The organism is Colwellia sp. 1_MG-2023, assembly GCF_030546755.1.
GTDB lineage: Bacteria > Pseudomonadota > Gammaproteobacteria > Enterobacterales > Alteromonadaceae > Thalassotalea_H.
Map to the genome: position 1 here is coordinate 302,584 of NZ_JAUOPE010000001.1, position 26,495 is coordinate 329,078.

The window sequence follows — 26,495 nt, forward strand, 5'->3', positions numbered from 1 at the left end:
CTATTAACACAAATTAACTGAAAATTAATAACTACTTAATTTTCTCTACAATGACTCTATATTCTGCATGATGATAATCTGATTCTTGGGCTTTTTCATCATCAGAAATATGTCTTAAAGAATGTATTTTCCAACCTTGCGAAAATAATTCTCTAATTATTTCCTCATTAATAAAAGAAAGCTTTCCTACTTTTTTTAAAGGGCCCTGAGTAATCGTTAAATAAAAGTCTTCATCACATAAATCTTTATCAAAACAACTATGCTCTTGAGAAAAAGGAGTGAACAAAAACTTACCGTTTACATCAAGTAATTTATGAATGTGCTCTATTGCATGCCTTACTTCAGATAATGGAGCACATACTAATGCTCCCCGATCAATGATGAGGTCGAAACATTTTTCTTCTTCTGGGAGTTGATCAAAACTTCCTACGACAAAATTACCTTTAAGGTGTTCTTCATCGAATCTACTTTTTGCATATTCAATTGCAGCAGCACTAAAGTCGATACCAGTAACATTAAACCCTTCTCGAGCAGCAAACCATAAATTATTCCCGGCTCCGCAACCCACTTCTAAAATACGAGTTTCTGCCCTTGGTTTATCTGGTTTGCATGCAAATAAAAACGACACGACACTATCCCAAGGATATCGGTTTAACTGTTGACCTTGAGTATAAATATCTTGCCAAATATCTTGTTGTTTCATTATTTGCTCTCCGTGAAAATGAAATCATGATCACTTAACACATCCCAGCGTTCTCTATATTGTTGAGGAGCTATTTTTAAGAATTCAATCCAATGCGATAAAGCTTCTTCAAAAAATGGCATTATCGTTTTTTCGTCACCAAAATTAAACAACACACTTAAAAGTACCGAGTTTATATACAATGTCTCACCTTCTAAAATTAAATATAGATGAAGGTATTGTTCTTCTTGCTTGAATGAAAACAAATACCGAAGTTGAGTCATAATATTTTTTAGAGCATCTGAGCGATTATTCATTGGAGCTTCTAAAATCTCAATCATAGTGGCACATATTTTATCGAACACATCAAAAGCTAATAATGCTTCTAGTGGTAACGGCTCATCCACCTTTTTAAATGAATTACTTTTGATGTAATTAATAATTTCAGCTTTTGTATAAGATTGTTTTTCTAAAAAAATATCTGTAGATCTTAACGGTATCGCCCCTTCAACTTTAGCGCCATCACTACAGTTATAACACTGTAAGTTTTTACCGGCAAAAGAGCTGATAAGTCTTTCCATTTGCTCTTTTCCTGTGAAAAGAAAAGGCTCTGTTATAACTTTCTTACCAAAATTTCCGTCAACCTCAAATTCAGCCCCCATCTTTATTGAATCTAATTTAGAGTTCCCTTCTTCGTCGTAATAAAAACTTGATTTAGAGTGATGATGTTCCTCATCAACATATCCATTATCAACACCAAACAAGTAGATATCAGAAAACCCTAAATGAGAGAAAAAGCTCAACGCTGTGTTCCCTACTAATGGATTTGAAAAGCCAATTGTTGGCGATAGTTTTTTAGTTTGTAAATAATAACCTAATTGATACAACACAGTACCAGGCTCGCTACCCTTTAATGCAATACCACTCCAGCCAAATAAGTCGAGTACGTCTGGGTACATTACATTTAGTACAAGTAAATTAATATTTTGCCTTTGCTCTTCCGTAATAACTGCCTCAAGTAAATCATAAGTTTCTTTAGTCCGCTCTAAAGCGACATGAAAATCAGGGCAAATACCATGGGATAATAAGGCAGTACTTGCCGAGTTACAGGCAACAATTATCACTTTTTCTTTATATTGTTTTATAAATTCAATGTCATTATCAAGAGATGGTCCATTCGCAACAATGAAAACTGGATATTGCTCAACAAACTTAGGAAGTGTGTCTTCAAAATTTAATAGATTAGGATTTTTCTTCGCGACACCAATCGAGTGAGCGACGCTCATCAATGCGTCGTCAAAAAATCCCCATCCCATGAAGAATTGATGGAAATTATTTTTAATTTTGGTGACAAGATTAAAAATAGATTGAGATTTATAATGCAAATAAAAAAATGAATTACTAATACTAAAAGCGCCGATACTTTTTGCTCGTTGATATAAGGTTTGATACATATCTTCTTCAGAGTCACCTATACCAAGATACAAATAGGATCCATCCTCATCAACTTTTTTTAAATAACCCTTCCAATCAAAGCAAAACAAACTAGCAAAAAAATAATCTTCGTTTGGCTCAAAAATAGTAATATAACTTGCTTTAGTTTCTTCGATAAGTGGCATCAGGTGATACCCCAAACCAATACCAAATATCACTTTACTTGGTATAGCTTTACAGACTAATACATTATCCTCTAACGTATTTTTCGCTTTATTGTATGAAGCACCAACTTGATTCATTAACCTGACATGTAAGAAATCGGCCGTATCTTCAATAAACTCAACGGAAGAAAAATCTACCCGACTAAGTTCTGGCGCGGCAAGTGTTTCTTTAACCTGTTGTTTTACTTGTTCTATAGGGGTATTTGAATACATAGGAACTTTAGTATCATAATCTATGATATTACCCGTACCATCAGGGTTTACTTCAAGCTGAAAATTTTCTTGTGGAGAATAAGAAACAAAACGTTGATAGATATCAGGAAAATATTTTTCAAATGCACGAATATTTTGCTCAAAACGTTTATTTGCTTGCTCACTAAATACTTCTTCTAACGCTAATTTTTCTTGAAGTTGTTCTAGTTTATTTTCTACGTCACGGAAATTTTTTTCTAATGAGTCCACATAGCACCTAATATTTCTATAATGATGATTTACTTATATTAACACCACTTCAGCAGCAATATAATAAAGCATTGAAAGTAATGATTTAAAGCAATAGTCAAGCCAAGCTTATGAACATTCGAATTAAAAATTGAGTAATTAAAATATAAAAAGAGGGAAATTTAACTATAAAGCTAATTTAAGTTTGGGGTTATAATTATGCACCGTATGCTTTTTTCATTTTATTAGCGGCTTTTATCGAAGATAACTCATCCACAACTTTCTTAGAGTTATTTGTAAGGATTTTAATTTCATTTTGAAAAAATTCATCGGCTTCTAATAAAACAGTTCTAAGTGATAAGTTTTCACTACTAGGCAATAAGAACAAGTTTTTATCAAAATTATCATGAGCAAAAATAGCTTTAATCGCTTGTTCTAATCGCTTCACCGTATCTTGTGCTTGTTCATATTCTTCTTGTGCTATTTGAACCTTCGCCTTAGACAATAAATCAGAAATCAACTCAATATTAGCCAACATTAGCAGTTGCAGCTCTTTGTTGTTCAGCCTCTTGGCGAGCTTGCATTGGAATTTCATCCCATGCTGATTTAATTTCACGAAACAAAGACGCTACCTCATCTATCGCTTCAGTATCTTTCGCCAAACTTGCATCCGCTAAACGCTCTGTCATATATTCGTAAAGTGAATTTAAATTATCAGACACTTCACCACCAATATTAAAATCGAGACATGATCTAAGTGCAATAATAATTGAGCTAGCTTTTGAAATAGAACGTCCTTTTTGCTCATAGTCGCCCCGATCTAAGCTTCCTTTAGCAAGTGCTAAACTATCCATGACACCAGCCATCAACATTTGTATAATTTGATAGGGTTCAGCTTCGGTCAATTGAGTCTTAGTTGCTTCTTTTTGATAATGCTTTAGTTTTACATTCATAATTAACCTCTATTTCGTATCTCTTATCAATCTACTTTAACTTTCTCTGGTAAATCCAGGTAAGTTAGCTAACTGGCTAGTCAAAAAGCTTCCGTTACTTTGCATCTGTGCAATAAGGACATCAAGACTTGAATATTTCTTTCTTAGTGTAATTTCAAGTTGTTCCATCCGGTAATCGTGATTACTTCTATCATTTTCTAATTGCTTTAATTCAGCATTAAGTGAGTTTTCACGAAAAATTAACGCACCATCACTTTCAAGATAGTTATCAAGCAAATCAGAAAATACAGTCGCTATTCCGTCAGGTGCCGTAAAAATAGTTCCTACATCATCATAAGATTCAGTAAGGGCATCATTTAAACTTCTCACTAAAGAGTCCTTTTCTAAATCTCCCTTTTTGCTTAACCCTAATCCGATATCATAAAGCGTTTCGAAACCGCCAGCTCCTGTTACCATACTAGATAAAGTATTCACTAATTGAGACTTTAAACTACGCATAGAACTATCACCGCTTAATGCCCCACCAACTTTGGTATGGTATTCAATGGTATCAATCACATTATTAAATTTTTCAATAAACTCATTAATGTTACTCTCAACAGTTTCTTTATCTACATCTATCACTAATCCTGCTTTTTCGTTGTTTTCACTTTCTTTCAAAGCGGTAATAGTTATATCTTGAATAGCATCAGTAAACTTATTGGTAGCACTTGAGATTGAAATTCCATCGACTTCAATGACTGCATCTTGCGCCATGTCATCTAAAGCAATTTTTAAGCCACCTTGTGAAACGCCATCATTAGCTAACGTTGAAACATTATCTAGCTCTGCCGTATCGTTGGTAATAACCAGATCATTACCATTGCCAGTTTCGTCAGAAGTTAATACTAACTTAGATGATGTACCATCGTTAATAATGTTTGCAGTAACCCCAAAGTTGTCATCAGAATCATTTATCGCAACTCTCAACTCTTCTAGAGTCGCACCAGCAGCTAAATTAAGAGAAAAACTTTTAGCTCCTGCTGTAAATGTCAAATTTCCACCAGATGCTGTCACTTCATCTGTTGGAGAAGTAAAAAGATTATCGTCCATTACTGCACGACTGCCTTGGGCTAAATCGATAACTTCAACATTGAATGAAGCTGAAGTTGATTCTGAAGTCGTAGTGACCGAGATTAAATCGCCACTACTCGGTTGAGTTAAAGTAGCCGTACGTTTGTTAAAGTTCTCTATATCAGCTAGTTTTTCCATGATATCATCAAGGCTAGAAAGTGAGGACTTTATTGCACCGACACTAGATAAGTTGACACTTAGCTCTGATTCTTTTTGAGTAAATTTTTGTAATTTAGGTAGGTTTTCAGCGTCAACTGTCGCTGAAATAATTGATTCTAAATCTAACCCAGAGCCTACGCCTGCGGATGTAATTAATGCCATAATTAACCTACCTCAAATACTTACTACACTTTAAGATAATACGCATTATAACTAAAAATTAATTATCGATTATCTTTCTAAACTTCAGACTTAAATAAAGCGCCAGTCTTAGTTATGCTATCGGCCATATCATTCAAAGCTTGAGTTATTTTACGAAGATTCTTAGGGGGAATTTCCCTAATGACCTCTTCCGTATTTCTATCAACTACTTTAACAATTGGAGGATCAGCAATATCATCAAACTCAAAAATTAAATTAGTATTTTTCAATGGAATCAATTGGTTAATCACTTCTAATGATTCTTCAATCTCTTCTTTAGCTTGAACTGACTCCTCTTTCTGAGCCGTTAATTCAGCCTTTTCTTTTAATTGCCTCTCAACTAATTTTTCAGCTTGACTAGCAATAGACTGATCTGGTGTTGTTTCTACATCAATATTTTCTACTGAATTATTTAATGACACCTTCTGATCAGAAACAGCATCAACGCTTTTCATACTTGTAACAGTAATACTAGCATGATCTATAGGTACTTGTTCTACAGACATAATACCACCTACCTTTACATTTTTAACCTAGCAAATTTCAAGCCATTTACTAAATAAACAAAAACTTGGGAAGTTAAAAAACTGTCCCAAGTAATAATTATAGACATTAACTCATGACTAGCCTAATAAAGATAAAGCCATTTGTGGTCTTTGGTTAGCTTGACTTAACACTGAAGTACTTGCTTGCTGTAAAATTTGACTACGTGTTAAAGCAGCTGTTTCAGCAGCAAAATCAGCATCTTTAATACGTGATTTAGCAGCAGATAAATTCTCAGCAATGTTTGATTGGTTTCGAATAGTTGATTGGAACCTGTTTTGAACCGCACCTAATTCTGCACGTTTCTTATCAACAACCGCAATTAATGAATCCATACCAGCCATAACGACTTGAGCATTAGTTTGCGATGAAACCGTAATTGCAGTAGCAATATATGTATTAGCGAAAGTTTCAGTAATAGCCGCATCATCGATGGTAGAAACACCAGCTGCTAAGGTTGATAATTGATCACCAGTTACCATACTTGCAACACTAGCGATACCTGATAAAGTGAAACCATCATTAGTAGACATAGTGCCGTTAACGGTTCCGCCAACATCTTTCATACTGAAACTAATAGTTTGTACTGCATCGGCACCTACTTGGAAGCTAGCATCATAACTACCATCCAATAAGTTTTGACCACCAAACGTAGTATCTGATGCTACACGATTCACTTCTGACATTAACGAGCGTATTTCTTCTTGAAGCGCAAGTCTATCTTCATCCGTATTCGAACCGTTTGATGCTTGTTGCGCCAAAGTTCTGACACGTTGGAACATAGATGTCATTTCATCCATGGCGCCTTCAGCTGTTTGAGCTAAAGAAATACCGTCATTAGCATTTCGGTTACCTTGATTTAAGCCATTTATTTGTGAGCTTAGACGATTTGAAATTTGCATACCCGCAGCATCATCTTTTGCGCTGTTAATGCGCAAACCCGATGATAAACGTTGGAATGATTGATCTAATGCACTGCCAGTATTATTTAGTTGACGTTGTGCATTCATCGAACTGACATTAGTGTTTACATATAAAGCCATAGAGCCTCCGCATATTGTAATTTCTTCTTTTTACTCTGGTACCCCTACCAAAATAGAAAGCTTGGGAACTAATTTTTAAGTTGCCTAGAAACTCTATCGACTCAGCTTTAAAAAGCTTTAATTATATTTTTGTATTTTCTTGCTAAATTATTAGCTCTCAGAAAAATCCCCTTACATTTCAATACCTAAAACGACTAAATATATTTAATAATTATTTGATATATTCGTTAATAGATAGGGATTTATTAACTGGCGTTGTGCATTTAATGAACTAACATTCGTATTCACAAAAAGTCCCATTTAATCCAACCTATTCAACTATTTTATTATTATTTTTTTTGATTCATGTATTATCGGCAGTAACTTCAAAACCTTAATCAAAGTATTTACATTTTTAAATGTTAATTTAACCTAGCAAACTCAATGCAAGCTGTGGTCGTTGATTAGCTTGAGATAAAATTGTACTGCTTGCCTGCTGTAATATTTGAAACTTTGTCAATCTTGCTGTTTCTAAAGCAAAATCTGCATCACTTATTCTAGATTTTGACGCCGATAAGTTTTCACTCATATTTGATTGATTTCTTATCGTTGATTGAAACCTATTTTGTACCGCACCTAATTCTGCTCTTTTTTTGTTTACCACAGCAATAAGTGAGTCAACCCCAGCTAATACAAATTGCGCATTCCCTTGCGTTGAAATACTAATTGTACTTGCTCGAAAAACCGTGGAAAAATCATCATTAGCACCAATTGCAGCCCCGGATATAGTTGAAACTCCAGCCGCTAAACTCGTTAAACCTTGGCTATTAATCTCACTCGCAATACTTGCAATACCTGAAAGGGTAAACCCACCATTTGCCGTAAGGCTATTTACAGCTGCACTCCCCCCTACTGACTTCATGTCAAAAGATATCACTTGTACCGCATCTGCACCTACTTGAATTGAAGTAGAAAAACTACCATCAAGTATTCTATTTTGTGCAAACGTTGAATCGCTAGCAATACGGTTAACCTCTTCCGATAGCGCTCTAACTTCTTCTTGAATGGCTAATCGATCTCCATCGGAATTTGAACCATTGGCTGCTTGTGATGCCAAAGTTCTAACCCGTCGAAGCATGGTTGACACTTCCTCCATAGCTCCTTCAATTGATTGCGCTAAAGAAATACCATCATTGGCATTTCGGTTTCCTTGATTTAAACCAAGGATTTGAGATGACAACCGGTTTACGATCTGCAAACCGGCAGCATCATCAACAGCACTGTTTATCCTAAGCCCCGTTGACAAACGCCTATAACTAACATCCATGTTATTTATAGAGTCTGCCATATTCCTTTGAGAAAATAGGCTACTTACATTTGTGTTTACATAGAGAGCCATAACATCCCCCCATTAACCATCAGTGTTAACCCAATAAACTCAAAGCTGCTTGTGGTCTTTGATTCGCTTGACTTAGAATCGTTTGACTTGCTTGTTGCAATATTTGATTACGAGTCAACGAAGCCGTTTCTGCTGCAAAGTCTGCGTCTTTAATACGTGATTTTGCTGCGGATAGGTTTTCAGCAATATTTGACTGGTTTCGAATGGTTGATTGGAACCTGTTTTGTACCGCACCTAATTCAGCTCGTTTTTTATCAACAACCGCAATTAGCGAGTCCATACCTGCAAGAATAAATTGAGCGTTTCCTTGTGATGACACACTGATCGCTGTTGCAATAAATTTCCCAGCGAAATCATCTGTAGCACCAATAGCAGCGCCAGAAATTACCGACACACCTGCAGCTAAAGTCGTAAGTCCTGTGCCTGTAACAGCACTTGCCACACTTGCAATTCCTGATAATGTGAAACCACCATCTACAGTCATAGTACCGTTAACCGTACCACCAACGTTTTTCATACTAAAACTAATCGTTTGAACAGCATCAGCACCTACCTGGAAACTCGCATCATACGAACCATCAAGTAAATTTTGGCCACCAAATGTCGTGTCTGAGGCAACACGATTTACTTCTGCCATCAATGAACGAATTTCTTCTTGGATGGCTAATCTATCTTCATCAGTATTTGAACCGTTAGACGATTGTTGTGCCAACGTTCTGACACGTTGGAACATGGATGTCATTTCATCCATTGCACCTTCAGCAGTTTGCGCCAATGAAATACCGTCATTTGCATTACGGTTCCCTTGGTTTAAACCATTTATTTGTGATTGCAAACGGTCTGTTATTTGAAGACCTGCTGCATCATCCTTAGCACTATTAATTCTCAAGCCTGAAGACAAGCGTTGAAACGAAGTATCTAATTGACTACCAGTATTTGTTAATTGACGTTGTGCATTCAACGAACTTACATTGGTATTTACATATAAAGCCATGATGGCCTCCTTTTTACTTAAAAAAATGCTTATATAAATAATGTGTCAAAAAAAGTTGGCACGTTATTAGCTTAATTTAAATCAGCTTGCTAAACATTAGCTCGCGATTAATGAGTATTTAATTGTTTTGTAGCCTCCGCGCATACCAGTTAATTTTCATTAATTTGCGCCCTTAAGCATTACCCCATGCCTAAGGGCGCGCCCCCACACAAACAAACACTTAATCAACCACCTAAAAAGATTGTTTTCCCTAAAATTTAAGCAAAACTCTCCTGCTCAACTTATCGTTGATGATGAATATTTTTTAATAAAGTTGGCGGCAAAGCTTTGCCGCCTGTTACGAAATTAGCCCAATAAACTTAATGCCGCTTGTGGTCTTTGGTTAGCTTGACTTAAGATGGTTTGACTCGCTTGTTGTAATATTTGATTACGCGTTAACGCCGCCGTTTCAGCTGCAAAATCTGCATCTTTAATACGGGATTTAGCGGCTGATAAATTTTCAGATATATTAGACTGATTACGAATGGTTGATTGAAAACGGTTTTGCACCGCACCTAATTCGGCGCGTTTCTTATCAACTACAGCAATAAGCGAATCCATACCCGCAAGAATCTCTTGAGCATTCCCTTGAGATGAAACACTAATGGCGGTAGCAATGAAAGCAGCGGCAAAAGTAGCATCATTGGCGGCACCTGAAATAGCAGATACACCATCTGAAAGCGAGGACAAAGTATCACCGGTTACCATACTGGCTATACTAGCCACACCTGACAAAGTGAACCCGCCGTTGACACTTAATGTCCCGTTGGCAGTACCACCAACGTTTTTCATACTAAAACTGATAGTCTGAACCGCATCGGCACCGACCTGGAAACTAGCATCGTATGTACCGTCAAGTAAGTTTTGCCCACCAAAGGTAGTGTCAGTTGCTACTCGGTTAACTTCTGCCATCAATGAACGAATTTCTTCTTGAATTGCTAATCTATCTTCATCGGTGTTTGAACCGTTAGCTGATTGTTGCGCCAATGTTCTGACACGTTGAAACATCGATGTTAATTCATCCATCGCACCTTCGGCAGTTTGTGCTAATGAAATACCATCATTGGCATTACGATTACCTTGATTCAACCCTAAAATTTGAGATTGTAAACGATCGGTGATTTGTAGACCTGCAGCATCATCTTTTGCGCTATTAATACGTAACCCAGATGATAAACGTTGAAATGAAGTGTCGAGCTCAGTTCCAGTATTGGTTAACTGGCGCTGTGCGTTTAAAGAACTGATATTAGTATTAACATATAAAGCCATGATAGTGTCCTCAATAATCTTTGTTGGTTCAACGGCTTCGATGAACCGCTAACTATTTGCTTTTACTGCATTTAATAAATCGCAGTAATTACATTTGCTAAGATTAATGAGTTTTTAACTCGGTAAGTGCTCCGCGCATACCAGTTAACTTTACATGTCAATAATTCCTACCCCTAGAAAGAAGTGACATACCCAAAAAATATAATATTTCTTTGGACAAACACTTTATCGGGTAAAAATAAAAATACTTAAGAAGTTTTTACGATTTTTTTGATTTACGTCAGAAAAAAAAGAGTAAAGCCTTAAAAAACAATAACTTTATTTTTTTATTTAGGTGGTTATTGGAAAGAAGTGAATTAAAACGTGTGCATACAGAACAATAAAAGCTTAGCTAAGTTAAATTAACTCAGCTAAGCTCTTGATGACTAAATTGATATTAAATCAAGTGGGTAATATTACCCTTGTAATAAGCTCAAAGCAGCTTGTGGTCTTTGGTTAGCTTGGCTCAAAATTGTTTGACTTGCCTGTTGCAGTATTTGAGCACGGGTTAATGAAGCAGTCTCAGCGGCAAAGTCGGCATCTTTAATGCGAGATTTCGCAGCCGATAAGTTTTCCGAAATATTTGATTGGTTACGAATCGTTGACTGAAATCTATTTTGTACAGCACCGAGCTCAGCTCGTTTTTTATCAACTACCGCGATTAAAGAATCCATACCCGCAAGAATCTCTTGGGCATTACCTTGGCTTGAAACACTGATTGCTGTTGCGATAAATGCTGCAGCAAAAGTTGCATCGTTAGCAGCACCTGAAATGGCTGAAACACCATCAGATAAGGATGATAATGAATTTCCAGCAACAGCACTAGCGATACTGGCGATACCCGATAATGTAAAACCACCATTAGCACTAAGAGAATTTACTGTTCCACCGACATTTTGCATACTAAAGCCAACAACTTGTACGGCATCAGCACCAATTTGAAAACTAGCATCATATGAACCATCAAGTAAATTTTGACCACCAAATGTTGTATCGGTTGCAACACGGTTAACTTCTGCCATTAATGAACGAATCTCTTCTTGAAGTGCTAATCTATCTTCGTCAGTGTTAGAACCATTGGCAGATTGTTGCGCTAATGTTCTGACACGTTGAAACATTGATGTCATTTCTTCCATCGCACCTTCAGCGGTTTGCGCTAATGAAATGCCATCATTCGCATTTCGGTTACCTTGGTTTAGACCTAAAATTTGTGATTGTAAGCGATCAGAAATTTGTAAACCCGCCGCATCATCTTTTGCACTATTAATGCGTAAGCCTGAAGATAAGCGTTGAAAGGCAGTATCCAAATCACCACCTGATTTACTCAACTGGCGCTGCGCATTTAATGAACTGATATTACTATTTACATATAAAGGCATAATTTACCCCTTGAGTTTTTAATGATTTTTAACAGATACCATCAAGCGATTAACGTCAGTAAATTGCCCGTGCTATCACAACTAAATGAATTACTGCAAAGCTAATGCCAACTTGATGTTTTTTTGAACTTATAAATAATTAAACAGGCTTAAGCCTTGTAAACGAGAGAAGGTTTGCTGAGCTGCCTGTAAAGCAACCTGAGATTGTTCAAATTGGCTTACAGCACTTGCAAAGTCTAAGTCTTCAATAGATGAACGACCCTGTTCTAAAGATAAATTAGTATCTAAATGTCGACTTTCTTGACTTTCAATTAATTGTAGGTTTATTCCAGCAAGACCCTGTTGAGATGATATATAACTGGTAGCACGGTTGATTTGGCTCAAAATATGGCCGTAATCAATTTCATGTTGGCTAGAACTTGCCGCATTGCCGCCTAATTCTAACCAATCTATGGCTGCTTTTAACGTTTCAAAAATACTAACTTCTTCGTCTTCGTTTAACACAAACTGATCACCAACTTCTGGCGTTCCTTCAATTGTGACTTCTAAACCGTTAAAGCTAAAAGCTTGGCCAGGCACAAAAGGATCAATCGTGGTTATCGCGACAGCATTGGAATCAGTTACCACCACTTCCAGTTCGCCATTATTATCAGCATCAGTAAAATCTAATTGGTAACCCGGTGGGTAGGTTGCGGTATCGTAGCTTCCTCTATCATCGACTACAGCACGAGTTACCGTAGCGCCGCCAATATTTGTTGTATAGGAAGGAGAAAAATCACCAATGGCGTTAGGGATTTTTTCAAATGCCCGATCGCCAGTTTGGTTAATATCAACGAAAACATTATTTCCAATAGAGAGTTGATCAACCCCAGTGTCACCTTGATAAATAACACTATTATCTGCTTGTAATGCAAATGGTTGCTTATCAATCTTATGACCTGAGAATATATACCCTCCAGATTCATCTTTACTATTTGCTACATCCAATATTTGCGCTAAAAACTGCTTCATTTGGTCTGCAATGGATAGCCGATCATCGTCGGTAAGCGCACTATTGTTTGCTTGAATAAAGTGCTGTTTAACCTGCAACATTGTTTCTTGCGTTAATGCGAAAGATGTTTCTGTTAAAACATTATGGTTTTTACTTTGAATAATGTTTCTATTAAATTGTTCAATTTGACTTAAGTCATTTTTATAACCAGATAACTTACCAAATGAAACAGCATCATCTTTCGCCGTTAATACTCTCTTACCACTAGACAAATAAGGCGTTTGTTCATTTAAGTCTGAGCTCTTTAATGACATATTTAAACTGTTTTGATAATAAAATTGTGCCGTTGATACTCTCATAAATAACTCCTTATCTTATAGCCGACAAAATAGTGTCAAAAATTGTATTAGCTGTTGAAATTATTTGAGAAGAGGCTTGATAAGCCTGTTGGAACTTCAATAAGTTAGCAGCTTCTTCATCAAGATTTACACCTGATGTAACTTGATTCCGGTTAAATGCTTGCGTAAATAATGCTTGAGCGGTATCTGCAATTAGCTCAGCACTGCTAGCACTAGAACCAACAGTGGAAGTTGATATGGCTAAGCTTTGATTAAAGCTTTCTTTCCCCCCATTTATAACACCTGTTTTTTGCGTTTCTGATAATGCTAACGCATTGCCCCCATTACCTATACCGAAGGCATCATTAATCGTGAACTTTTCTGGCGCTAACACACCTTGACCTGTTGGCTGACCGGATATTTCAATCTGAAAAGCGGGTGTTCCCGTAGGTAACCCTACTAAGGCGCTACTTCCTGAAGCAAAAGTACCCGATGCAATTGCACCTACGACAGAGGGTGGCGTTGGCGGTGGCGTTGAAGGGTCAGCATCATAAACACGATAACTAAAAGTACCAGGGGCACTTTCATAAACATCAACAAGCAATCCAGTATTACTGGGAGGATTAGTAAAAGCCCTAGCAGCAACAGGGTCAATCACATTAACCACTTCAACTTTGCCATCACTAACATTATTCGATGATGGACTAGCACTAACGGAAGTACTTGCTGCAATAGCGCTACCGTCAGATAATGTAGTTCTCATTAACGCGGCACTATTTTTAGTCGGTATCACGGTAAACACATCCCCCGCGACTGGAACACCAGATTCAACAAAGGAGAAGCCATAATCGGGAGATGAAGGAGTATGTGTACCAGCAGGAACCCCAGCACCTGGCGCACCTAAATTTTCACTCGACCCGTTTGTTAAGTTATATAATGTAAAATCAACTCCATCGAAGCGCACTTCAAATTCATCAGTAGGTATTAATGACACATCGTTAATTAAGATTTGTGCTTGAGTAGTCCCGGTATTTGTTAGAGGGGTTAGTACTCGTCCTTGCTGTAATTGAGTGGTATTGATATCAGTAAAAAAGTTAGCACCTTGAATTGCATTTAAATCAAGACCATTTGCTTGATTTTCATTCAACGTTGAAGATATCGCCATTGCTAATCGATCGATTTCAGCTCGTGTTTTAACTAGATGTTCATCTCTAAATTCAAAATTAGCCGCTAATGAGCCGCCAATTTGTGAGCCATTTAGCGCTACAGCGCTAGAACCACTCACAAGGGTTAAGGTAGTTTTTTGTGGATCTGGGCTTCCAGCATTAACAGCTACAGTCATTGGCGTTATGCCAGCAACCAATGTAGTGCCTTGACCTATCATTACCGTCATAACACCATTGGTATCTTCTATGGTAGAAACTCGAGTAAATTCACTTAATTCATTAATTAACTGATCGCGTTTATCAAGTAGATCATTCGGTTGACCATTTTGGGAAAGGTTTTTTGAATATAAAATGGTTTCGTTAATTTTAGCGAGTTCTAGCGATATCTCTGATATTTTACTAGCTACTTGACTGATTTCACCATTCACGGCTGTCGTCATTTTATCAAGATGACTTGTCAGTTCATTAAAGTCATTAGTTAGAATACTTGCTTGATTTAATACGATACTTCTTAACCCTGAATCGCTTGGGTTATCTGCAACCCCATTCAATGCGTGATAAAATTTATCTAATGAACTTGTAACGGCACTTCCTGAGGTGCTCATTATTTGGTCAAGCTCTGATAAACTCGCGTGTAAAGAGTCTGCATTACCTAAGTTACTTTGGCTTAATAATTGTTCTTTATAAGAAAACTGATCATATAATCGAGTAACGTCTTGGATATATGTGCCAGAGCCTACATAATTTCCACCTACATTTATACCAATAGAGGCATTTTGCTCAGCTCTCTGACGGTTATAACCTTCAGTATTTACGTTCGCTATATTATGGCCTGTCGTTGCTAACTGTTGCTGTGCAGCTAATAAAGCACTCACCCCAGTTTGATATAAGCTCACCGACATAATTGATACTCCTAAAGGTATTACATAACTTAGTAAATCAAATATTTCTATTCGTTACTTTTTAATTAAGCTAGTTACCGTTTGTAGAGTTCCCATAATTTTATTGGCATAGTTGGGATCAGTTGCGTAACCAGCACCCTGTAGGTTATGCAGGAATTGTTCCACATTACCAACTTGCTGAAGGGCACCTTGATAACGTTCGTTTTTAGAAAGGAAATTAATATAGTCATTGATGCTTTCACCAATGTTTTGATAAACACGAAACGGTTCACGTTTTTTTACCATCGCGCCTTGTTCGTATTCTAACGTTTCTTTATGAGTTTTTTCACCAGCCCATCTTGAATCAGCTTTGATATTAAACAAGTTATTTGAACTTTCCCCTTGTTCAGTTTTAATCACTTTTTGTCCCCATCCAGTTTCTAGGGCTGCTTGGGCAATAACCACTTCAAAAGGAATATTTAATTTCTTCTCAACTTGTTTAGCGGGTTCAGTAAGGGCAGTAACAAAGTCTCTCGGCTCAGTAAAATTAAAAGGCTCTGTTGATGTTTTTGTGCTTTCACCAACACTTTTTACAGTGACGTAGTCAGGAAATTGACGGCGGTTCGGCAAGTGTAAATCGTTCTTTTTTATTTGCTCTTCATTACCTTGAAACACATTCGCTTTAAAATGACTTTTTGGCGTGAATTTTTCACTGTCGCCGCCTAATTGTCTAACAATTAATTCAGATAAGCCTAACGAACCGTTATTTGAGAGCTCTAATGACATTTGCTGATCGTGCATATCACGATAAAATTTGGTGGATTCTGAATTAAAGGGACTATCGGACTCTAAAACTTCTTCGGCTTTACGCATGCTTTTCAACAACATTTGCATAAAAATCGCTTCAAATTGCTTAGCAGCTGTTTCTAATGCTTGCTCTTTAGAGGCTTTATCATCAGAATTTGATTGTTGTCGAATGCTATTTAAGCCATTAAGGTCTAAATAATTTTGAGCATCAGCAAGTTTCGTTGTCATAGTATTCTCCCAATCATTAAATAATGATCAGTTCTCCACGCAAAGCGCCGGCTTGTTCTAACGCTTCTAAAATGGCCATCACATCACCTGGTCCGGCACCAACATTATTAATGGCTCGAACTAAAGTATCTAAAGTAATGCCAGGATCAAAAACAAACATTCTGTTGTCACTCTGATCAACATCAATGATTGATTGGGTTGTTACCACAGTTTCACCTTCTGCAAACGCGTCAGGTTGGGTAACATCTTGTGATTCATTTATCGTTACCGTAATACCGCCATGAGTTATTGCAGCAGGTAATAACCTCACATCAGAGCCGATAACAATGGTACCGGTTCGAGAATTAACAATCACTTTTGCTGCAGGCGTATCCGGTTCAAATTCTAAATTCTCTAGTACGGCTAAAAAGCTTACCCGTTGACTCGCATCTCTAGGAGCAGAAACTTGCACAGAAGTAGCGTCAATTGCTCTGGCAATAAAAGAAGAAGGATCATTTGGATTAGCAAACTCTCGATTAATCGCTTTTTCTAAATTTTTTGCGGTACTAAAATCAGAATTTCTTAAATTAAAAGTAATATGATCACCCGTTGCAAAAGGAGATAATACCTCACGTTCAACAATAGCCCCGTTCGCAATACGTCCGACAGTGGGTGTATTTACTAGCACTTTTGAGCCATCTAGCCCTTCAGCACCTAAACCACTCACCACTAAACTCCCTTGTGCAACGGCATAAGCATTGCCATCTATGCCCATTAATATGGTTTGTAATAACGTGCCACCACGTAAACTTTGCGCGCTCCCCATAGAAGAGACCGTAATATCAATCGTTTGACCTGGTTTTGTAAAAGCAGGCAATTCAGCATGTACCGCAACTGCCGCAACATTCTTTATTTTTGGTTTTAAATTAGCAGGCATGGTAATGCCGAAATTACTTAGCATAGTTTTAAAACTTTGCTCAGTAAATGGACTTTGCTCCCCTGTACCTGGTAAACCAACCACTAAACCATAGCCAACTAATTGGTTTGCTCTAACACCAGCTACATCAGTTAAGTCTTTCACACGTTGTGCGCTAAGCGAAAAACTAGATAAAGCAACGGCTATGATGACTAACGTTTGAATAACAACTTTCATATTCATATCCACCTATTATGGGCTATTATAAAGGCCACCAAGAACTGCTGAAAAACTTAGATAACCACCCTTGTTCTTGCACCTCAGCAAAGGCACCGGTACCCGCATATTGAATACGTGCATTAGCAACTTTTGAAGACACTATGGTATTGCCAGAACTAATGTCTTGCGCTCTGATAATGCCAGTTAAACGAATATATTCATCGCCATTATTGAGTGACATCCACTTTTCACCCCGGATCATTAAGTTCCCATTCGGCAATACTCGTAAAACATGTACCGAAATATTACCGCTAAGACTATTCCCTTGGTTTGATTTTGAATCACCTTTAAAATCAGAGGTTTGATTCAAACCAAATTGAATTGCATCATCTTTAAAAGTAATCGGCGAAGCACCTAGCCCTGTAATAGGGTCAAGTAACGCACTGTTTTCTTTCTTTAACTCAGTTTTCGCATTTTTCTGAGCTTGCGTGCTTTCACTCAGTATCACCGAAATAATATCGCCAACTCGATGTGCTTTTGAGTCTGAATAAATATTATTTACGTAATTAGCTTTAAATAAAGAACCTGTCGGTACGATTGGCGTTTCTTCCATTTCAGGTAAGATCGGCGCAAAATCAGGATCATCAGGTAAAGTTTGCGCCTGTTCAATACTGGCACAGCCGGTTAACGTCATCCATGCACATACTATTATTGCTGCCTTATTCATATGACGCTCCTTCATGTTTATAACTGTTGATTAATATAACTAAGCATTTGATCAACCGCGGAAATAACTTTTGAGTTCATTTCATAAACACGCTGACTTTCAATCAAATTAACAAGTTCTTCAGTGGTATTTACATTCGAAGTTTCAAGCGCACCTTGTAAAATCATCCCAAAACCTTCTAAGCCTGGTACCCCTTCTTGAGGTGCCCCACTAACAGAAGTTTCTACGTATAAGTTTTGTCCAATCGGCTCTAGGCCGGTTGGATTGACAAAGTTTACTGTGTTTAATTGTCCAACTACTGCGGGCTCGGCTTGACCTTGTAAAGTCACCGATACTTCACCATCTTGAGAGACGATAATGCTAAGAGCGTCAGGTGGAATGGTCACTTGCGGTTGTACTAAGTAGCCCGCACCCGGTGTTACCATATTTCCTTCTTCATCCATGGTAAATTGACCATTTCTTGAATAGGACAATGAGCCATCAGGCATTTGTATCTGAAAAAAACCTTCACCTTGAATCATTAAATCCAACGCATTATCGGTAGAGATCATATCGCCTTGGGTATGAATTTTTTGTGTAGCGACAACTTTAGAACCGGCGCCTAACATTAAACCTGATGGCATTTCAGTATCTTGTGCTGAACGACCGCCCGGCTGATTAATCGTTTGATAAAGTAAATCTTCAAATACCGCACGACTTTTTTTATAACCGACCGTACTGGCATTCGCTAAATTGTTAGAAATAACGGCAATATCTTTCGTTTGCGCGTCTAATCCTGTTTTACTGATCCATAATGCTGGGTTCATAAATCACCTCAATAATTAGTTTAGAAAGCACGCAATAGCGATGCACTGGCTGAATCTATTTCTTCAGCGGTTTTCATGAGTTTTAGTTGCATTTCAAATTGACGTTGAATTGAAATCATCTCTGTCATTTCACTGACCGGATTAACGTTACTAGATTCGAGCATGCCACTTTGTACAACGATACTGACATCAGCATCTTCATTGTTACCGTTACCACCTCGAAACAAGCCATCATTTCCACGGACAAGCGTACGTGTTTCAGGGTTAACCAGCTTAATTTTTCCGACTTCTTCTTGAATATTACTTGGCGCACCAGCTGGCTGAACCATTATGGTCCCGTCTTTCGTAATTTGAATATTATTTACAGGTAATGGCAAAGATACAGGCCCTGCATCGCCAAGCACTAAATCACCATTTGGGGTTTGTAAAAAGCCTTCATCAGTCATGGTCAGGTGACCATCTCGAGTGTAAGCTTCACCACCATCTCTTGCTTGTACCGCGATCATGCCATGACCTTGTATAGCAATATCTAAATCTCGGCCTGTGGTCAAAAGCCCTCCACTGTCAAAGTTTTGGCTAGCTTTTTCCGTCATTGAAAAAACACGTGTCGGTAAACCTTCACCAAATGCCTGCATTGAGCGAGCTTGTGCTAAGTCAGCTTTAAATCCAGTAGTCTTAGCATTCGCTAAGTTATTGGCATTTATCGCTAATGATCTCATATTTTGCTTGGCGCCACTCATGGCAATATAAAGCATCTTATCCATCATGAACCCAGATTTATTAAGTATTACTTAGATAAATGCAAAGAAAGTGCCAACTAAAGAAGTTAATTTTGGTTAGGAATATTTATTAATTACTGAAGAAGAATTTTGATTGTAGTGATAAAAAAGCCCTTAAATAATCAGCATTATTTAAGGGCTATTCATAAAAACGAAGTTTAACGAATTTGTAAAATCGTTTGGTTCAATTGATTATCTACTTCTAATGAACGAGAGTTCGCTTGGAAGTTTCGTTGTGCTGATATCAAATCAATTAATTCACTGGTTAAATTAACGTTTGATGATTCTAGTGCAGACGCATTAATCGTACCGTAAGTACCTGCTCCCGCTTCACCCGCTAAACCTTCACCAGATAATATACTCTCTTTCCAATTGGTGTTACCTACTTGGGTTAACCCTTGGTTATTGGCGAAATTAACTAAAGCTACACGAGATAATGGTTGAGAAGTACCATTACTATAGGTCGCCATAACTAGGCCATCAGGTCCAATATCAAGACCCGTTAATCGCCCAACTGGTAAACCATCTTGCTCGAGTGATGTTACTTCAAAGTTTGAGGCAAATTGTGTAGGTTCATTAGGGTTTGCACCCGCTGTATCTAAGTTAAAATCAATAACAATTTGTTGAGTGTCATCAGAACCATTCGTCAAAATACCTGCGCCTAATGCCGCCGTTTGGAAACCTGCTGCAGGTACTTGTGAGAAAAAGTCACCACCTGGGCTAAAGTTTAAACGTGCACCACCAAAGCCATTAATATTAATACCTGTAGCAGCATTAGCTGGGTCAACTAAATCAACACGTTGGTTATCAACTGCCGCTGTAACAACCCATGGGTTAGAAGCAGGAGGCCCTGCAACAGGTGCTTCTTTAATAAAGTAATAGGTCATGATATGGCTATCACCTAATGAATCAAAAACGGTTACAGAAGTAGAATGGTTAAACGTTAATGGATCCGTTAAATCAAAATTACCAGGCGAACCTGTGATCACAGCATCGCCAGCAGGTAAATTCATGCGAATATCAACTTCACTGGTTTGAGCAGGAGCACCCGAAGCAGTTGGTATTCTAATCGGCTCTGAAGTACTTAAACTAACGGAAGATGAACTACCGTCAGGGTTCACTGGGAATCCTAGCAAATGCTCACCGGCAGAATTTACTATAAAGTTGTCATTATTTAACTTAAATTGACCAGCACGCGTGTAAGAAAACTCTAGGCTGTCGATATCAGGCACTACGGCGAAAAAACCATTACCTGTAATGGCCAAATCAAGCGCATTGTTTGTAAATTGAATACTACCTTGGCTAAACTGTTGAGCAACATCTGATGTTAAAACACCATCACCAACTTTCGTTTTACCTGCAGCAAGTAAAGACGCAGCATAAACATCAACAAATTCAGCACGAGACTCTTTAAAACCAACGGTACTGACGTTTGCAATATTGTTCGATGTAACATCTAGATCTTTTTGAGCAGCGTTTAAACCACTTAGTGCTATATTAAATGACATAACTATACCTCATTATAAATAATTGTTTTTTAACCTAAATAGGCTATAAAATTCGATTTAACTTTCTGAAACTTCAACAACATCTGTTAATGCCATTGAACTACCACCATTTAGATTTAATACTATATTTCCACCAGCACCTGCCAAGGTGACACTGTCAACTTTACGATAAGTCATGGCTTGCAATTCGGAAGCTTGCCCATCAACTAAACCTGCAATTCTGAAGCGATAAGCGCCTTCAGCCGCAGGCTCACCCGCGGAAGTCATGCCATTCCATGTAAAACCAAATTCACCTGACTTAACATTACCAACAGGGACTGTTTGAATAATTTCACCCGCGGCATTTTCAACATAAATATTAACGTTACTGGCTGGTTGATCTGTTACAAGCTTTCCTTTAACTTCTTCTCCAGCTGCCATACCAAAAACATTTTCATCAACTAATACACTTCTTCCCACTAGTGAGGATGCCTGTAATGCTTGGCTTGAAGACATTGATGAGGCAAAATTGGTAAACTGATCATTTAACTGAGATACACCATCAGTGGTAGAGAACGCCGTCATTTGCGAAATCATTTCGTTATTATCAGTTGGGTTGGTTGGATCTTGATGCGCCAATTCTTGAGTGAGCAAGGCAAAAAAATCTTCTTGGGTCAGCATGCCCTGTTTACCGTCAGAAACTTTAACTTCTTCCTGCTGCCAACGCATATTTTCTAATGGACTACCGCCAGTAACCGTTTCCATATATTGCTCCTAACTAATAATTATCTCTGACCTAACATTAAGGTTTTATTCAACATATTTTTAGCTGATTCAGCCAGTTGAATATTAGTTTGATATGAACGAGAAGCTGAAATCATATTCGTCATTTCTTCAATCACATTAACATTAGGCTTATATATATAACCTTCAGAATCAGCCATAGGATGTTCAGGTGAATATTCAACATTCAAAGGTTTATTACTTTCAACAATCCCTAATACCTTTACGCCAACAGACTGATCTTGTCCGGCGGCAGCTTTTTGCATCTCTGCGGCAAAAACAGGGTGACGAGCACGATAAGTTTGATCGATACTACTACTGACACTGTCAGCATTTGCGATGTTACTCGCCGTAGTATTTAAACGTACAGACTGAGCACTCATGCCTGTGCCTGATACATCAAAAACATTAAATAAACTCATTAGCCTTGCCCTCCAGTTATTGCTTTTTTCAAGCCTTTAATTTTACTACTCATAAATTGAACACTTGCTTGATAATGCATTGAGTTTTCTAGATACAAGTTTCGTTCCACTTGTGAATCGACAGTATTACCATCACCTGTATCTGGTTGATTTGGAACACGATAATCCACACCATTATTTAATTCAGTGCGCACATCAAAGTGCTTTTCATGGGTACGAGTCATGCCGGTTTGTTGCCGGCTTGCCGCTTGTGCTAACGCAGATTTAAAATCCATTCCTTTAGCTTTGTATCCAGGAGTATCAGCATTCGCGATATTGCCAGCAATTACTTCCGCATTTTGTGCACGAATTTTTAAAGTTGCGGGATGAATACCAAACGCTTTTTCAAAACTAATGGCCATAAGACTACCTCCAATTTAATGAAGGTAGTCATTCAAAATTTATGCCACAAAGATTTTAGAAGGGGATAAAGTTAAGATTTTTTTTGATAAACAATGCCAGGATTACAACGGATCATATCGAAATCTTGACTTAAGTTAGAGAGGGATTCAGACGCACCTAAAAAGAGATACCCCCCTTTATTTAACACGCCATGGATTTGAGACAATATTTGCATTTTTATCTCAGGAGCAAAGTAAATCAATACGTTACGACAGAAAACAATATCAAAACGCCCCATTAAACTATAACTTCCTAATAAGTTTAATTGTCGAAAACTTACTGATTTTTTAACGGAGTCTTTCACTTTTGACATGCCATTGTCGCCATTCTCAAAAAAGAGTCTTTTACGTTCAGGCGATAAACCACGAGATAATGCTAAAGAATCATAATGAGCATATTTACAATGTTCTAACATGGTATTTGAAATATCAGTGCCAATAATTTGAACATTTCCAGGTAAACTACCTGGGTTAGATTGTTGATATTCTAACGCAGACATTGCAATAGAATAAGGCTCTTGCCCAGAAGAACTAGCTGCTGACCATATTTTCAGAGGTGTTTTTTGTCCATGGAAAATTGGAAATAAACGCTTTTTAAGTAACTCAAAAGGATACTCATCTCTAAACCATAAGGTTTCGTTAGTGGTCATAGCATCTATAACCGCCGCACGTAATTGCCGTTCGGTAGGGCTTAATGTTCGAGATACAAGATCACCTAATGTTTCAACATTAAACTTAGCCATTAAAGGGGCAAGGCGACTTTTTACAAGATATTGTTTATTCTCTCCTAGAACAATGCCACATTGCTGCTCTAGAAATTCTCTAAACTGATGATAACTTTTATCATCGAGTTGTCTAGTTGACACTATATTATTTCCGCCCTAAGAATACTGTTTTAAGATTGAGATACATCACCAGGCTTCAACCATTTTTTCACGGCCGTGGCCAATTCATCAGGGTGAAACTTAGGAATAAAATCTTCTGCACCAACTTTTTCAACCATAGCATTGTTAAATACGCCACTTAACGACGTATGCAAAATGACAGGCATTTTTCGTAATTGTTCATTGCTTTTTATTTCAGCTGTTAAGGTGTAGCCATCCATTTCAGGCATTTCAATATCTGAAATCAATAAAGCCACTTTTTCTGTAATACAAGTTAAACCGTCCGCTAAATCTTTCAATTGATCCAAAGCATCTTGACCATTTTTAGCTAAAACCATATTCAATCCCAGAGGCTCTAATGCGCGTTTGACTTGATTACGAGCAACAGTTGAATCATCAGCGATCATAATGACACGTTCACCAATACTATCTCCGACACTGTTATCGATAACATCTTCACTCAGTTCGGTAGAAATAGGGCTTATTTCATTAAGGATTTTTTCAACATCTAAAATAGAAACCATTTGTTTATCGATTTCTGTCACTGCAGTTAAATAGCTTGATTTACCTGCCCCTTCAGGAGGTGGCATTACGTCTTTCCAACTTAAAGTAACTATTCTCTCAACAGCAGCAACTAAAAACCCTTGAACACTTCTATTGTATTCAGCAATAACGACAAAAGAGTTTTCATCGGGGATTATTTCTGGTCCCCCTGTGGCTTTACTCAAATCGATAACAGAAATAGTCTGTCCACGGATATGAGCCACTCCTTTTATATACTTATCTTGCTTAGGTAATGATGTTAAACGAGGACATGGCATAACTTCCCGCACTTTAAAAACATTAATACCAAAACGCTGCGGGCCTACTAATCTAAAAAGTAAAAGTTCAAGTCGGTTTTGCCCCACCAGTTGTGTGCGTTGGTTAACCGAGTCTAAAATTCCTGCCATACAAACCTCTTATAAAGCGCTTCTATTTAATACCATGTATCTAAAAGGGCACAATTCTTGATAGTAAAAGAGTAAATGAAACAATTCGTCTAAATATTGACACTATTTATACATTTACAATATCTCTACTAAGCATAGACGAGTATTTAAATTTCCCTAACAAAAGATTACAAAATTTATGAGCAAATTAAAGGTATTTATAACTTTTTTATTATTTATAAGTAATTTTCCATCATTGGCTAATTCAAATCACTATGACCGTGCGTATATCATAAACTTCGCAAAAGAGTTTGTTGAAAAACACACACCCGCGCCAACAAATGGCAAGCGCGTTGTTGAACCGGCATCAATTGATTCTAGAATAATATTAAAACCTTGCTCAAATCCATTAACGGCAAATATACCCGATAATTACTCAAGTAGAAATGTAAATGTTAAAATTTCTTGTGAAAGTTCAAAGCCATGGCACATTTTCCTTCCGGTAAAAATAACAACGACCATACCTGTTTTAACGACCAAATTTAAAATTAATAAAGGAACAATATTAGATAAAAGTAATATTGGTGTTGAATGGCGAGAATTAAGCAGGATTCGAAGTGAAATATTAGATGATATCGATTTAATTATTGGCGCTCGTTCAAAAAGAACCCTTTCTCAAGGAGCCATTATCACTAAGAGAGCGATTTGTGTGGTCTGTAAAAACGAGAACGTTACAATTATCGCAAAGTCTGATGATTTTATGATAAAAACTGCCGGCATAGCCCTAAAAAATGCTACTTTTGGAGAGCAGGTTAAAGTCAAAAATATTCGCTCGGGTAGAACAATAAACGCACAAGTTAATGCTATTAACCAAGTAGTAATTAATCTATAATAAATACTAAAGATTTTAATCGTCTAGCCGATAATAAGATAGTAATAAGGTTTAGTTGCCAATAGGAATTAATTATGGCTATAAATATCAATAACTTATCAAACAACAATCAAGTTAAACAAAAAGTTGATCAGCAAGCTCAAGTTAAGCAACAAGCGGCGAGTAGCTCTGCGGTTGCTGAACAAGCTAAAATTGCAAGTAAAGATTCTGTTTCTCTTACACCTCAAGCTAAACAACTAGGTGAATTACAGAAGAAAGCAAATGAGGCGCCTGCGGTGAACCAAAAGAAAGTTGAACAGTTGAAAAAAGCGATTGTCTCTGGCGAATATAAAATTGATCCGGAAAAGTTAGCAGCAAGCATTGCCGGGTTTGAATTTAAACTTGGCTAAATTATTTTACAGTTTGTAAGGACTTTTAAGTGTCAACGGAATCAAATAATTCAACGTTAATTGAAACGCAATTAGTACAGTTGCAACAATTAGAAGAAATAATAGATCACGAAAAAGTTATTTTGCAAAAGCAAAATCCTGATGAATTGAATGAAATAACTGAACAGAAGAATCAATTATTATTAGCGATTAAAAACCTTGATCAGCAATTTGAACAAAGTATCGTGTTTAAACAAGAAAAGTCAGCAGGACTTTATGCTGAGCAATTAAGTAAAATTGAAGAAACCCTCTTGCGCTGTAAAGACAAAAACTTTGTCAATGGTCAGATAATTGCTCAATCTCAGTTAGCCGTTGAACGCATGAAAACATCATTATTACAAAACCATAATAAAGCATCGATGACTTATGATAATAAAGGTAAAACGAGCGGTGGTTTAAGTAGTTTAGAAATCGAAGCTTAAGCTAATAACATAAAAAATTCATAAAAAAACGCCAACATCTGTTGGCGTTTTTTTATGGCTGAAACTTTATACAATTAATT

The 26,495-nt window shown here is 37.3% G+C and carries 27 protein-coding genes; 3 read left to right on the forward strand and 24 right to left on the reverse strand.

Annotated elements, in window-relative coordinates:
* Positions 1-31: 31 nt before the first annotated feature.
* The 24 genes from Q4493_RS01265 to Q4493_RS01380 form a co-directional block, all read right to left on the reverse strand.
* Positions 32-703, reverse strand: coding sequence for a bifunctional 2-polyprenyl-6-hydroxyphenol methylase/3-demethylubiquinol 3-O-methyltransferase UbiG (locus Q4493_RS01265; RefSeq protein WP_303448782.1), 672 nt, complete (start codon positions 701-703; stop codon positions 32-34).
* Positions 703-2,802 carry a 6-hydroxymethylpterin diphosphokinase MptE-like protein gene (locus Q4493_RS01270; protein WP_303448783.1) on the reverse strand — a complete coding sequence of 700 codons (2,100 nt, stop codon included), beginning with the start codon at positions 2,800-2,802 and terminating at the stop codon, positions 703-705. Before Q4493_RS01270 ends, Q4493_RS01265 begins: the two co-directional genes overlap by 1 nt.
* Before the next feature lie 196 nt (positions 2,803-2,998).
* The gene (locus Q4493_RS01275; RefSeq protein WP_303448784.1) at positions 2,999-3,319 is read right to left on the reverse strand and encodes a hypothetical protein; all 321 of its coding nucleotides are present in this window, start codon (positions 3,317-3,319) and stop codon (positions 2,999-3,001) included.
* The gene (fliS, locus tag Q4493_RS01280; RefSeq protein WP_368506772.1) at positions 3,309-3,734 is read right to left on the reverse strand and encodes a flagellar export chaperone FliS; all 426 of its coding nucleotides are present in this window, start codon (positions 3,732-3,734) and stop codon (positions 3,309-3,311) included. The genes Q4493_RS01275 and fliS overlap by 11 nt, the downstream gene beginning before the upstream one ends.
* 36 nt (positions 3,735-3,770) lie before the next feature.
* Positions 3,771-5,168 carry a flagellar filament capping protein FliD gene (gene fliD / locus Q4493_RS01285; protein ID WP_303448785.1) on the reverse strand — a complete coding sequence of 466 codons (1,398 nt, stop codon included), beginning with the start codon at positions 5,166-5,168 and terminating at the stop codon, positions 3,771-3,773.
* Positions 5,169-5,245: 77 nt separating this feature from the next.
* Positions 5,246-5,713: a flagellar protein FlaG gene (locus tag Q4493_RS01290; protein ID WP_303448786.1), complete on the reverse strand. Its 468-nt coding sequence runs from the start codon at positions 5,711-5,713 to the stop codon at positions 5,246-5,248.
* 117 nt (positions 5,714-5,830) lie between these two features.
* Complete coding sequence (locus tag Q4493_RS01295; protein ID WP_303448788.1) at positions 5,831-6,793, reverse strand: flagellin; 963 nt, start codon at positions 6,791-6,793, stop codon at positions 5,831-5,833.
* A 406-nt stretch (positions 6,794-7,199) separates the two neighbouring features.
* Positions 7,200-8,171 (reverse strand): flagellin, encoded by a 972-nt coding sequence (locus Q4493_RS01300; RefSeq protein ID WP_303448790.1) that lies wholly within the window; start codon positions 8,169-8,171, stop codon positions 7,200-7,202.
* 25 nt (positions 8,172-8,196) lie between these two features.
* Positions 8,197-9,165, reverse strand: coding sequence for a flagellin (locus Q4493_RS01305; RefSeq protein WP_303448792.1), 969 nt, complete (start codon positions 9,163-9,165; stop codon positions 8,197-8,199).
* Between the two features lie 345 nt (positions 9,166-9,510).
* Positions 9,511-10,473 (reverse strand): flagellin, encoded by a 963-nt coding sequence (locus tag Q4493_RS01310; RefSeq protein WP_303448794.1) that lies wholly within the window; start codon positions 10,471-10,473, stop codon positions 9,511-9,513.
* A 455-nt stretch (positions 10,474-10,928) separates the two neighbouring features.
* Positions 10,929-11,891, reverse strand: coding sequence for a flagellin (locus Q4493_RS01315; RefSeq protein ID WP_303448796.1), 963 nt, complete (start codon positions 11,889-11,891; stop codon positions 10,929-10,931).
* A 129-nt stretch (positions 11,892-12,020) separates the two neighbouring features.
* On the reverse strand, positions 12,021-13,241 hold the full coding sequence (gene flgL / locus Q4493_RS01320; protein WP_303448798.1) for a flagellar hook-associated protein FlgL: 1,221 nt from the start codon (positions 13,239-13,241) through the stop codon (positions 12,021-12,023).
* 10 nt (positions 13,242-13,251) lie between these two features.
* On the reverse strand, positions 13,252-15,288 hold the full coding sequence (gene flgK, locus Q4493_RS01325) for a flagellar hook-associated protein FlgK (protein ID WP_303448800.1): 2,037 nt from the start codon (positions 15,286-15,288) through the stop codon (positions 13,252-13,254).
* Between the two features lie 54 nt (positions 15,289-15,342).
* A complete protein-coding gene (gene flgJ, locus Q4493_RS01330; RefSeq protein WP_303448802.1) occupies positions 15,343-16,302 on the reverse strand; it encodes a flagellar assembly peptidoglycan hydrolase FlgJ in 960 nt (319 codons plus the stop codon).
* 16 nt (positions 16,303-16,318) lie between these two features.
* The gene (locus Q4493_RS01335; RefSeq protein ID WP_303448804.1) at positions 16,319-17,440 is read right to left on the reverse strand and encodes a flagellar basal body P-ring protein FlgI; all 1,122 of its coding nucleotides are present in this window, start codon (positions 17,438-17,440) and stop codon (positions 16,319-16,321) included.
* Positions 17,441-17,459: 19 nt separating this feature from the next.
* A complete protein-coding gene (gene flgH, locus Q4493_RS01340) occupies positions 17,460-18,143 on the reverse strand; it encodes a flagellar basal body L-ring protein FlgH (protein ID WP_303448806.1) in 684 nt (227 codons plus the stop codon).
* A gap of 17 nt (positions 18,144-18,160) precedes the next feature.
* Positions 18,161-18,949: a flagellar basal-body rod protein FlgG gene (flgG, locus tag Q4493_RS01345; protein WP_303448808.1), complete on the reverse strand. Its 789-nt coding sequence runs from the start codon at positions 18,947-18,949 to the stop codon at positions 18,161-18,163.
* 20 nt (positions 18,950-18,969) lie between these two features.
* Positions 18,970-19,713, reverse strand: a complete 744-nt coding sequence (gene flgF / locus Q4493_RS01350) for a flagellar basal-body rod protein FlgF (RefSeq protein WP_303448810.1) — start codon at positions 19,711-19,713, stop codon at positions 18,970-18,972.
* A 173-nt stretch (positions 19,714-19,886) separates the two neighbouring features.
* Positions 19,887-21,236 carry a flagellar hook protein FlgE gene (gene flgE / locus Q4493_RS01355; protein ID WP_303448811.1) on the reverse strand — a complete coding sequence of 450 codons (1,350 nt, stop codon included), beginning with the start codon at positions 21,234-21,236 and terminating at the stop codon, positions 19,887-19,889.
* Between the two features lie 57 nt (positions 21,237-21,293).
* Positions 21,294-21,980, reverse strand: a complete 687-nt coding sequence (locus Q4493_RS01360; RefSeq protein WP_303448813.1) for a flagellar hook assembly protein FlgD — start codon at positions 21,978-21,980, stop codon at positions 21,294-21,296.
* Between the two features lie 20 nt (positions 21,981-22,000).
* On the reverse strand, positions 22,001-22,420 hold the full coding sequence (gene flgC / locus Q4493_RS01365) for a flagellar basal body rod protein FlgC (protein WP_303448814.1): 420 nt from the start codon (positions 22,418-22,420) through the stop codon (positions 22,001-22,003).
* Positions 22,420-22,821 (reverse strand): flagellar basal body rod protein FlgB, encoded by a 402-nt coding sequence (flgB, locus tag Q4493_RS01370; RefSeq protein ID WP_303448816.1) that lies wholly within the window; start codon positions 22,819-22,821, stop codon positions 22,420-22,422. Before flgB ends, flgC begins: the two co-directional genes overlap by 1 nt.
* Before the next feature lie 71 nt (positions 22,822-22,892).
* Positions 22,893-23,726, reverse strand: a complete 834-nt coding sequence (locus Q4493_RS01375; RefSeq protein WP_303448818.1) for a protein-glutamate O-methyltransferase CheR — start codon at positions 23,724-23,726, stop codon at positions 22,893-22,895.
* A gap of 29 nt (positions 23,727-23,755) precedes the next feature.
* Entirely contained in the window at positions 23,756-24,694 is a 939-nt protein-coding gene (locus tag Q4493_RS01380) for a chemotaxis protein (protein WP_303448819.1), read from the reverse strand.
* 178 nt (positions 24,695-24,872) lie between these two features.
* On the opposite strand from Q4493_RS01380, the gene flgA reads away from it, so the two are divergent.
* From flgA to Q4493_RS01395, 3 genes are all read left to right on the forward strand, one after another.
* Positions 24,873-25,565, forward strand: a complete 693-nt coding sequence (flgA, locus tag Q4493_RS01385; RefSeq protein ID WP_303448821.1) for a flagellar basal body P-ring formation chaperone FlgA — start codon at positions 24,873-24,875, stop codon at positions 25,563-25,565.
* Positions 25,566-25,639: 74 nt separating this feature from the next.
* Complete coding sequence (gene flgM, locus Q4493_RS01390) at positions 25,640-25,954, forward strand: flagellar biosynthesis anti-sigma factor FlgM (protein WP_303448822.1); 315 nt, start codon at positions 25,640-25,642, stop codon at positions 25,952-25,954.
* Between the two features lie 29 nt (positions 25,955-25,983).
* The gene (locus Q4493_RS01395; protein WP_303448825.1) at positions 25,984-26,415 is read left to right on the forward strand and encodes a flagella synthesis protein FlgN; all 432 of its coding nucleotides are present in this window, start codon (positions 25,984-25,986) and stop codon (positions 26,413-26,415) included.
* The last annotated feature ends 80 nt before the right edge of the window (positions 26,416-26,495 follow it).